This is a genomic window from Amycolatopsis rhizosphaerae, assembly GCF_007713715.1.
GTDB lineage: Bacteria > Actinomycetota > Actinomycetes > Mycobacteriales > Pseudonocardiaceae > Amycolatopsis_E > Amycolatopsis_E rhizosphaerae.
Map to the genome: position 1 here is coordinate 1 of NZ_VJWX01000262.1, position 9728 is coordinate 9728.

Here is a 9728-nt window from a genome sequence, read left to right on the forward strand (position 1 = left end):
CGCTTCCAGCGCACCCTGTGCGGTCAGGTACGTCTCGGGTAGTGCGGCCAAAACATCCCAGGGCAACGTGGTGGTGATCGGCATCAGCAGCGAGTTCGGCAACAGCGCGTACTCCGCATAGCCGCCGTCGAACTCCCGGCCCATCTCACCCATCACCGCGGCGACGGTCGTGCCCTCCGGCACCTCGGGATCGGTCGAGGCCGCCACGATTCCCACGCATTCGATCCCCAGCACACGCGGGAATGTCACGTTCGGGGAATGGCCCTGGCGGGTCCTGAGCTCCGAGCGGTTCAGCCCCGCGGCCTTCACCCGCACCAGGCTCCAGCCCTCCCGGACCGCCGGTACCGGCAGCTCACGGACCTCCAGCACCTCCGGGCCGCCCGCCCGGACACAGACCGCCGCTCGCATGGTCGTCCTCGTCATGGGTGCCACTGTCGTCCGAAGGCGCGGTGACCGTCCACCGGTAGAATGCCAACTTGTGCTCGTTGGCCGCCAACCCCCGACGTCGCAGCTGTGGCCGTCCGGTGGCATGCACCTCTGGCCGTCAGGGGGAACGAGCTCAGTGCATTCCCATCCGCGGGGTCACCTGGTGTACGCGGCTCGCGGCGTCCTGTCGGTTCACACCGAACGGGGCACGTCGATCGTCCCCGCCAATCGAGTCACCTGGACCCCCGCCGGGTTCACGCACTACCACCGCGCCCACGGCAGCACCGATATGCGGATCCTCTTCCTACCGGCATCCCTGGCCCGTCTCGTACCGGACCATCCCGCCGTGTTCCTGGTCTCCGGCCTCGCCCGCGAAATCCTGCTCGCCCTCACCGGCCCACGCGACCGTGACCGCGCCGCCCGCGCCCGGCTCCGGCGGGTCCTCGTCGACGAACTCCACGAAGCGCACGAGCAGCCACTGCAACTGCCGGAACCACGCGATGACCGGTTACGGGCCATTGCGCGGATCCTGTACCGCACGCCCGCGGACAACACCTCACTGGCCGAACTCGGGCAGACGGCCGGTGCCAGCGCCCGCACGCTCAGCAGGCTTTTCCACAACGAACTCGGCATGACCTTCTACCAGTGGCGCACCCAGCTACGCGTCTACCACGCACTCGTCCTCCTCGCCGACGGACACGACACGACCCACGTCGCCCACGCCTGCGGGTGGGCGAACCCCAGCGGTTTCATCGCCGCCTTCACCAACCTCGTCGGCACCACCCCGGGCCGCTACCGAAGCCAGCGGTGGCCGGCCCCGTGGGAGGCCGGCCACCGCGAACTCCCTTACCGTCGCGTGTAACTGACGCCGAGTGCGGCGACGAGCAGCGCGGCGCCGGTCCACCCGGTGGCGCCGAGCCGGTCGTGCAGCAGGATCGCGGACAGCACGGCGGCGGTCAGCGGTTCGAGCAGGGCCGACAACGCCGCCATCACCGGCGCCGCGGTCCGCAGCGCGAGAAAGTACGCGCCGTAGGCCAGACCGGTAGGCACGAATCCGAAGTAGAGCGCCACCGCGATCACGTCGGGCCGCAGCGGCAGGGCCATCCCGGACCACCACGCGAGCGGGGTGAGCAGCACTCCCCCGATCAGCAGGCCGAAGGCCGTGGTGGCGAAGGCGTCCAGGCCGGGCACGGCCGTGCGGTTGACCAGGGTCAGCACACTGAACCCGGCCCCCGCGGCCAGTGCGAGCGCAACCCCGCAGGCCAGGCGCCACCCGCCGGTGATCCCCTCGGGCGACCACGTGAGCAACACCAGCCCGAGCACGGCGGCGAGCATGGCGAGACCGGTGGCGGGACTCGGCAGCCGCCGTTGCCGCAGCGCGGTGACCGAAGCGACGAACACGGGCACGCTACCGATCGTGATCATGGTGGCGAGGCTGACCGAGGTCAGGGTGACCGCACCGAAGTAGCACGCCTGGAACTGGGCGAGCAGCGCACCGGCCGTGATCAGCCGCAGCACCACCGGCCTGGTCCACACCAAGGCGCGCAGGCCGCCGCGGAACCACAGGAACAGCACCGTGCCGCAGCCACCCAGCAGCAGGCGGTAGGCCGCCACCGGCAGAGGCTGCAACTGGGCCCTGGCGGCCAGCAGTGAACCGGAAATGCCGCCGGTGCCCCACAGGATTCCGGCCAGCAGCAAGGAAAAGGTGGCGCGGCCGCGCGCGGGCGCGGCAACGGAAGAAGGCATCAAGAATCGCTCCAGCGTCGAAGAAGTCAGTGGACGACGACGCGGGGCGAAAAGCCGGACGGGCATGCGCGCTCCTCGCGCCCGGCGGGGCTGGGCGCGAGGAGGCGTCAGCTACCGTCCTGAGTGGACTTTCAGTAGGTCGCCCCGCGAGCGGAGCGCGGCGGTGGGGTGACCCGGAAGATCCGATGCATGGTGTCCTGCCTGCCTTTCAGTCGAGCTCGGCGAGTTGTTCGCGGAGGGTGTCGAGGCCCATGCCGCCGAGGCGCAGCGCCTTGGTGTGGAAGTCCTTGATGTCGAACTTCTCGCCCTGGCGGCGCCGCGCGTCCTCGCGCGCTTCGAGCCAGAGCCGCTCGCCCAGCTTGTACGCGGGGGCCTGCCCAGGCCAGCCGAGGTAGCGGTTGATCTCGTCCCGCACCAGGGGCGGATCGGTGATGGTGCGGGTGAGCAGGAACTCCAGCCCCAGTTCCGGCGTCCACCGCTGCCCCTCGTGGAAGCCGGTGCCCGCCGGGATCTCCAGTTCCAGGTGCATGCCGAAGTCGACGATCACCCGTGCGGCACGGAACAGCTGCTCGGACAGCATGCCGAACAGGTTGCCGTCGTCCGACAGGTAACCGAGGTCCTGCATGAGCCGCTCCGCGTACAGCGCCCAGCCCTCGCCGTGTCCGGAGGTGAAGGCCATCAGCCGCTGGAACCGGTTGAGGGACTGTTCGTGCACGGCCGTGGCGATCTGCAGGTGGTGGCCCGGCACGCCCTCGTGGTAGACGGTGCTGACCTCGCGCCAGGTGGAGAACTCTTCGCGGCCCGGCGGCAGCGACCACCACATCCGGCCGGGACGCGAGAAGTCCTCGCTGGGACCGGTGTAGTAGGCCCCGGCGCCGCCCCCCGGCGGGGCGATCCGGCATTCCAGTGCCATCACCGGGTCCGGGATCTCGAAATGCCTGTCCCGCAGGTCGCGAAGCGCCGTGTCGGACAGTTCCTGCATCCACGCCTGGAACGTGCCGGTGCCGTGGACGCGATAACGCGGGTCCTCGTCGAGGGCGGCCGCCACTTCGGCTAGAGAGGCGCCGGGCTTGAGGCGCGAAGCCACCTCCCGCATCTCGGCTTCCAGCCGGGAGAACTCGGCCCAGCCCCATTCGTAGGATTCCCGCGGGTCGAGCGCGGCCCCGATGAAGTACCGCGAGCAGAGCCGGTAGACCTCCTCGCCCGCGGCGTCGGAGTCACGCGCCTTGGGCGCGAGTTCCGCGCGGAGGAATCCGGCCAGCTCGGCGTAGGCCTCCTGGGCCACCCGCGCCCCGCGCTCGAGATCCTGGCGCAGCGAGTCCGGCACGTCCTGTGCCCCGGCGACCAGCGTGTCGAAGTAGCCGGTCTCCCCGGCCAGCCCGGCCCAGGTCTCCACCTGCTGGGCGACCTTGGTCACCTGGCGCAGCGCGGGCGGGCGGCCCGCCGCGGTGGCCGACAGCAGCGAGGCGCGGATCCCGTCGACCGCGGCGGGCACCTTGCCCAGGCGCGCGGCGATGGTGGCCCACTCCCCGGGAGTGCCGGTGGGCATCAGGTCGAACACCATGCGCAGGTCCTGCACCGGGCTGGCGATGACGTTGAGCGAAGCTTCGTCGAGACCCGCCTCGTGCATCTCCTGGTCCAGCCCGACGCGCTCGGTGAACACCGCCTTGGCGGCGCGCTCGGCGGCGTCGGCCGGTTCGGCGGCACGCACCGCGTCGAGGGCGCGCTTGGCCACCGAGGCACGCGCCGCGTGCCCCTCGGGCGAGTAGTCGGTCATCTGGTCGTCGTAGCCGGGAATCCCCATCTCGGTCGCGGCTACGGGGTGGGCCGCGGCGAACTCCTCGACGTAGCTGTTGCAGATCTCGTGCACGGAAGCCATGAGGGCAACCTACCGTCCCGCCGCAAGGGGATTGCTCAGGCGCGGGCGGGCACCAGGCCGAGCCTGGCGACGACCTCGCGGGTGGCCTTCGACCGGTTGAAGGTGTAGAAGTGCAGGTCGGGCACGCCTTCGGCGATCAGCCGTTGACACAGTTCGGTGACCACGTCGAGTCCTTCGGCGCGGAACGCCTTCGGGTCGTCGGCGAGCGGTTCGAGCCGGTCCAGCAGGTGCTGCGGGCACGGCGCGCCGGAGAGCCGGATCGTGGTGTGCAGCGTGCGCGGCGTCGTCAGGGGCATCACGCCGGGGATGAGCAGCGCGTCACTGCCCGCGGCGGCCACCCGGTCCCGCAGCCGCAGGAAGTCGTCGGCCTCGAAGAACAGCTGCGCGATGCCGAACTCCGCACCCGCCTTGAACTTGCGCACCAGGTACTTCGTGTCGCTGTCGAGGTCGAGCGAACGGGGGTGGCCGTAGGGGAAGGCGGAGACGCCGACGCAGAAGTCCCCCAGCGACCGCACGAGGGACACCAGTTCTTCGGCGTAGGTCAGGCCCTGCGGGTGCGGCACCCACTCGCCGTACGGGTCGCCCGGCGGGTCGCCGCGCAGGGCGAGGATGTTGCGCACCCCGACGGCGGCGTACCAGCCGATCACGTTGCGGAGTTCGGCGACCGAGTGGTTGACCGCGGTGAGGTGCGCCATCGGCACCAGCGTGGTCTCCGTGGCGACGCGGGCGATGCTGCGGATCGTGCCGTCCCGGCTCGATCCGCCCGCGCCGTAGGTGATGGACATGTACGCGGGGTCGAGCGGTTCGAGCTCGCGGATCGAGCGCCACAGCACCGATTCGTCGGCGGCGTCGCGAGGCGGGAAGAACTCCACGGAGAAGGCAGGACCTTCACCCCGCAGCCGTTCCACCACCGTCGTCATGCCTCCCATGGTATCTGTAGGTCCGAGGCGTGGGAACTCGCGTCCACTTCTTGGACACCCCTCAGGCCGTGGCGGGTACCGGGCCACGCGCTTCGGCCCGCGCACCCCACCGGCGGGCCAGCACCGCGCAGATCATCAGCTGGGCCTGGTGGAACAGCATCAGCGGCAACACGATCAGCCCGACACTGCCCGCGGGAAACAGCACCGTGGCCATCGGCAGACCGCTGGCGAGCGACTTCTTGGAACCGCAGAAGATGATCGCGATCTGGTCCTCACGGGAAAAACCCAGTCGCGGCGCCGTGAACTTCAGCACCCCGAGCACCGCGAAGAACAGCGCCAGGTTCACCACCAGCAGCCCGGCCAGCGCCAGCCAGCTCAGCTGGTGCCAGATCCCGGCGACCACGCCCTCACTGAACGCGGTGTAGACGACGATCAGGATGACGCTCCGGTCGGCACGGCCGAGCACCTTCTTGTGCGCGGCGATCCAGCCGCCGATCCAGCGCCGGGCGAGCTGGCCCGCGACGAAGGGCACCAGCAGTTGGAGCACGACGGAGGTCACCGAGTGCAGCGAGAAACCGCGGCCGGTGGTCTCCATCAGCAGCCCCACCAGCAACGGGGTGAGCAGGATCCCGATGAGACTGGAGAACGAAGCACTGCAGATGGCCGCGGCGACATTGCCTCGCGCGATCGAGGTGAACGCGATGGACGAGTTCACCGTGGACGGCAGCGCGCAGAGGAAGATCACCCCCGCGGCAAGCACCGGGGTGAGCACGGACGGCACCAGGAGTTTGACGGCCAGGCCCAGCAGCGGGAAGAGCACGAAGGTGGCGACGAGGATGGTCAGGTGCAGCCGCCAGTGCTTCAGCCCGGCAAGGGCCTCCGCTGTGGACAATCGCGCACCGTAGAGGAAGAACAGCGCACCGACCCCGACCGCGCTCACGGCGGAAGCGATCTCCGCGCCCTGACCGCGGGCCGGGAACAGGCAGGCCACCCCTACCGCGGCGAGGATCCCGAGGATGAACGGGTCGATCCGGGACTTCGCGAGCAGCGCGGCGCCACGCATGAAACGGTCCTTTCTGTGTCTTCCTGTGTCTTTGCGGGGTTCCGCACCCAACCGGTCCTCCTCGCGGCCCTTCCGCCGTCAGGCCCGCTCCGTGCGGTCCTTTCTGTGTCTTTGCGGGGTTCCGCACCCAACCGGTCCTCCTCGCGGCCCTTCCGCCGTCAGGCCCGCTCCGTGCGGTCCTTTCTGTGTCTTTGCGGGGTTCCGCACCCAACCGGTCCTCCTACGCGGCCCTTCCGCCGATACCCCTCGATCTTCCGTTCACCTCCGCCGATTGTGAAGTATGATTGCCGCCATAACCGTTATCGCGACTCGTGATATACGGTCCGGTGGTGCTCGATCCGGTCTGGCTCAAAACCTTCCTCGTGGTCGCGGAGACGCGCAGCTTCACCCGTGCCGCGCAACGGCTCGGACTGCGTCAATCCACCGTCAGCCAGCACGTTCGCAAGCTCGAACAGGCCAGCACGCAGCAGTTGTTCGTGCGCGACACACATTCGGTGGAACTGACCGCCGACGGCGAGGCCATGCTCGGTTTCGCCGGGACCGTCATCGAGACCATCGACCGGGCTATGAGCTATTTCACAGGCACCGAACTGCGGGGACGGGTGCGTTTCGGCGCCTCGGAGGACTTCGTGGTCGGGCCGCTGCCGGAAATCCTGCGCGAGTTCCGGCGCAGCCACCCGCAGGTGGACCTCGAACTGACCGTGGCGCTGTCCGGCGTGCTCCACGAGAAGCTGCGCGCGGGTGAGCTGGACCTGGTGCTCGGCAAGCGACGCGCGGACGAGGACAGCACTGGTCCACTCTGGACGGACCAACTGGTGTGGATCGGCAGGGAAGGGCTCGAACCCGACCTCGGCGACCCGGTCCCGCTCATCGCCTACCCCCCACCGAGCATCACGCGGGCGCGGGCGCTGGAGGCCCTGCGCGCCGAGGGCAGGAACTGGCGGATCGTGTGCACCAGCGGCAGCCTCAACGGCCTGCGCGCCGCCGCGCTCGCCGGCCTGGGCGTCGCGGTGTTCGCGCGCAGCCTCATCCCGGCCGGGCTGGCCGAACTCGCGCCCGGCCACGGCCTGCCCGACCCCGGCGAGGTCGAGTTCATCCTCACCGCGCGGCGTTCGGCACTACGCGGGCCCACGGCCGCGCTCTCCGACGCCATCAGGGCACAGGCGAGCAGACTCCACGGCACGCACTGACCGCTCGGCCAGCAGTGCGCCCGGCGCGAGGCCGGTGAGTTCCCGGACTTCCCTGGCCAGGTGCGCCTGATCGGCGTACCCGGCCGCGGCGGCATGCCCGGCCAGAGAACCCGGGCCGTGACCGGCCTCGGCGGCGCGCAGGAACCGCTTGAACCGGCCGACCCGCTGCACCGCCTTCGGCGCCAGCCCGGTGTTGGCGAGCACCAGCCGCCGCAACTGCCGCTCACCGATCCCGATCTCCACCGCCAGTGCCGCCAGCGTCGTACCCGAGGACCACAGGCGCCGCACCGTGTGGCGGACCCTGGCCTCGACCGGCGAAGGGCACAGCGTCCGCAGCACCTCCGTGAACCGGCCTTCCCACACCTGTTCGGTGAGCCGGCGCGCGGTCCGGGACGGCAGCGCGGAAGAGAGCGGGACGAACAGGTCGGTCACCTCGGGCGCGGGCAAGCCCAGCGCGGCCGCGAGTGCCTCCGTGCGGAACCGGACCGCTCGCAGGTGTGTGCCGGGCACCATCGGGCGCAGTGCGGCCCGCAGCGTCGGGCCGACCAGCAACGCCTCCCCCGTCGCGGACACGATGATGTCCGAGCAGGCGTCCGGAACGACCCGGTACACGGTGTTTCCGGGCCCCACCCTTCGTTCCCACCAGCACTGCACAACGCCGTCACCGGGCAGTTCGCGGTAGGAGGACACGCGCCGAGTATCACACGGGAAACGCCTGTTTCTGCAGGTGGGAGCGCCGGGCCGCGGCGGGACCCGATAAGGTGCGAACGGTAACAACGCTACGCGCTCGAACGATTACGCGATCGACGGCGGCTACGGAAGGGAAGCAATGCTCCGCGTACTGGGTGTGCACGGCGCCGGCAGCCATCGCTACCGCAGCCGCTCGGGCACCGCCGACCAGACGCGAGCCACGCTGACCACCCAGTGGCTCGGTCATCTGCGCACCACCGTCGACGGGCGCACGCCCCTGGATCTGCGCGTCGCCTACTACGGCGATCATCTGGAAGACGGCGACCGGGACGCGCCCTGCGAGGACGATCCGTCCTTCCTCACGCCGGGTGAGCGGGAACTGCTGGCCCGCTGGGTCACCCAGTTGTGGCCCGAACTCGCGGCGGCGCCCGGCGACGAGCGGGCGGAGCAGGCCCTCGGCTGGCTCACCCGCGCCTTCGGGCCCGGCACCCGGCTCTTCGGGCTGCACTTCTGCCGCGAGCTGCACACCTACCTCACCGCGACGAGCCGCGCCGCGGCCGCCCGTCAGGCGGTGGCCGCCGAGATCGCCGAGCACCGGCCGGACGTGATCGTCGCGCATTCCCTCGGCGCGCTGGTCACCTACCAGGCGCTGTGGGAGGACCCCGGCCACGAGACCGGGCTGCTCGTCACGCTGGGCGGCCCGTTGGTCCTGCCGGGCGCTCTCGGCGAGCACGAACCCCACGGCCGCCCACCGTCGGTCCGCCGATGGGTGAACGTGGCCGACATCGGCGACATCGTGGCCGTGCCCAAGGCGGCGCTGGCGGATCGGTTCACCGGCCTCGACCGGGATCTGACGATCAACGCCGGGATCTGGGAGTTCCAGACCCCGGGCGCCTACCTGCGCTCCCCCGCCGTCGCCCGGGTGATCCTCGAAGGCTGAAGCGGTGGTTCCGCTACCCGCACCGCCACGCAAACCACTGCGCAACCGGTTCTACCCGAACAGGTCGGTTTCGGTGATGCCGGGCCCCTGGCCCGGACGGATGAACCATTCGGTGCCGAAGGCGTAGGCGAAGGCCTCGTCGGGCAGGGACAGGAAGAACGACTCCTCGCTGATCTGACTCGCGTGGGCCCGCATCGCCTTGCGCTTGTAAGGCAGATACGCGGTCACGTCGACCGCGGCCGTGATCTCCGCCTCCGGCTTGCCCATCTCGCTCAGGTCCTCCGGCGAGGGGACGTCACCGCCGGTCTGGGCGGCCAGCGCGGCCACCCCGCGCTGGAAGTGCTCACGGCTGGTCGTGGCCTGGTAGACCCGGGGCGTACCGGCCAGCTCGGCCGCCCGCATGCCGACGCGGTGCACCTGGATGTGGTCGGGGTGGCCGTAGTTGCCGAAATCGTCGTAGCAGGTCAGCACCTCGGCGTTTTCCTCGCGCAGGATCGCGGCCAGCTTCTCCGCGGCCTCCTCCACCGGCGCCGTCCAGAACGAACCGGGCGTGTCGTTGGCCGGGGTGCCCATCATCCCCGAGTCCCGGTAGCCCAGGAACTCCACGCGCTGCGCACCGAGGATGTCGGCGGCGGCCTGGGTTTCCGCCACCCGGCGCTGCCAGAGCTCCTCGCCGTCGCCGAGGAAACCGTCCGGCACCTCGCCGTGTTCCCCGCGCGTGGCCACCACCAGCACGACCCGGTGGCCGTCCTCGTGTGCCTTGCGCATCACCCCGCCGCAGGTGATGCACTCGTCGTCCGGATGGGCATGGAAAGTCACCAAGGTCGCCACCCTACGAGACTACAGAACGATCACACCGCGGCCACCCCGCGAT

10 protein-coding genes are annotated in these 9728 nt (G+C 70.5%); 3 read left to right on the forward strand and 7 right to left on the reverse strand.

The features are described 5' to 3' along the window. A partial coding sequence (locus FNH05_RS23170) for an alcohol dehydrogenase catalytic domain-containing protein (protein WP_186382692.1) occupies positions 1-423 on the reverse strand: 423 nt, incomplete at its 3' end. A 166-nt stretch (positions 424-589) separates the two neighbouring features. Here FNH05_RS23170 and FNH05_RS23175 point away from each other — a divergent pair. After that, on the forward strand, positions 590-1288 hold the full coding sequence (locus FNH05_RS23175; RefSeq protein WP_246127900.1) for a helix-turn-helix transcriptional regulator: 699 nt from the start codon (positions 590-592) through the stop codon (positions 1286-1288). Here FNH05_RS23175 and FNH05_RS23180 read toward each other — a convergent pair. From FNH05_RS23180 to FNH05_RS23195, 4 genes are all read right to left on the reverse strand, one after another. Continuing rightward, positions 1273-2172, reverse strand: coding sequence for a DMT family transporter (locus tag FNH05_RS23180; RefSeq protein ID WP_144590830.1), 900 nt, complete (start codon positions 2170-2172; stop codon positions 1273-1275). The genes FNH05_RS23175 and FNH05_RS23180 overlap by 16 nt on opposite strands. A gap of 208 nt (positions 2173-2380) precedes the next feature. Next, positions 2381-4051: a DUF885 domain-containing protein gene (locus FNH05_RS23185; protein ID WP_144590831.1), complete on the reverse strand. Its 1671-nt coding sequence runs from the start codon at positions 4049-4051 to the stop codon at positions 2381-2383. A gap of 35 nt (positions 4052-4086) precedes the next feature. Continuing rightward, entirely contained in the window at positions 4087-4971 is an 885-nt protein-coding gene (locus FNH05_RS23190) for a methylenetetrahydrofolate reductase (protein ID WP_144590832.1), read from the reverse strand. 61 nt (positions 4972-5032) lie between these two features. Further along, positions 5033-6034, reverse strand: a complete 1002-nt coding sequence (locus tag FNH05_RS23195) for a bile acid:sodium symporter family protein (RefSeq protein WP_144590833.1) — start codon at positions 6032-6034, stop codon at positions 5033-5035. Positions 6035-6363: 329 nt separating this feature from the next. Between FNH05_RS23195 and FNH05_RS23200 the strand changes: the two genes are divergently transcribed. After that, entirely contained in the window at positions 6364-7224 is an 861-nt protein-coding gene (locus tag FNH05_RS23200; protein ID WP_144590834.1) for a LysR family transcriptional regulator, read from the forward strand. Here the strand turns inward: FNH05_RS23200 and FNH05_RS23205 are convergent. Next, entirely contained in the window at positions 7153-7914 is a 762-nt protein-coding gene (locus tag FNH05_RS23205) for a helix-turn-helix domain-containing protein (RefSeq protein ID WP_144590835.1), read from the reverse strand. The genes FNH05_RS23200 and FNH05_RS23205 overlap by 72 nt on opposite strands. A 139-nt stretch (positions 7915-8053) precedes the next feature. On the opposite strand from FNH05_RS23205, the gene FNH05_RS23210 reads away from it, so the two are divergent. After that, positions 8054-8854, forward strand: coding sequence for a hypothetical protein (locus FNH05_RS23210; RefSeq protein ID WP_144590836.1), 801 nt, complete (start codon positions 8054-8056; stop codon positions 8852-8854). A 51-nt stretch (positions 8855-8905) separates the two neighbouring features. Here the strand turns inward: FNH05_RS23210 and FNH05_RS23215 are convergent, their stop codons facing one another. Then, positions 8906-9685, reverse strand: coding sequence for a PIG-L family deacetylase (locus FNH05_RS23215; RefSeq protein WP_144590837.1), 780 nt, complete (start codon positions 9683-9685; stop codon positions 8906-8908). Between the last annotated feature and the right edge of the window lie 43 nt (positions 9686-9728).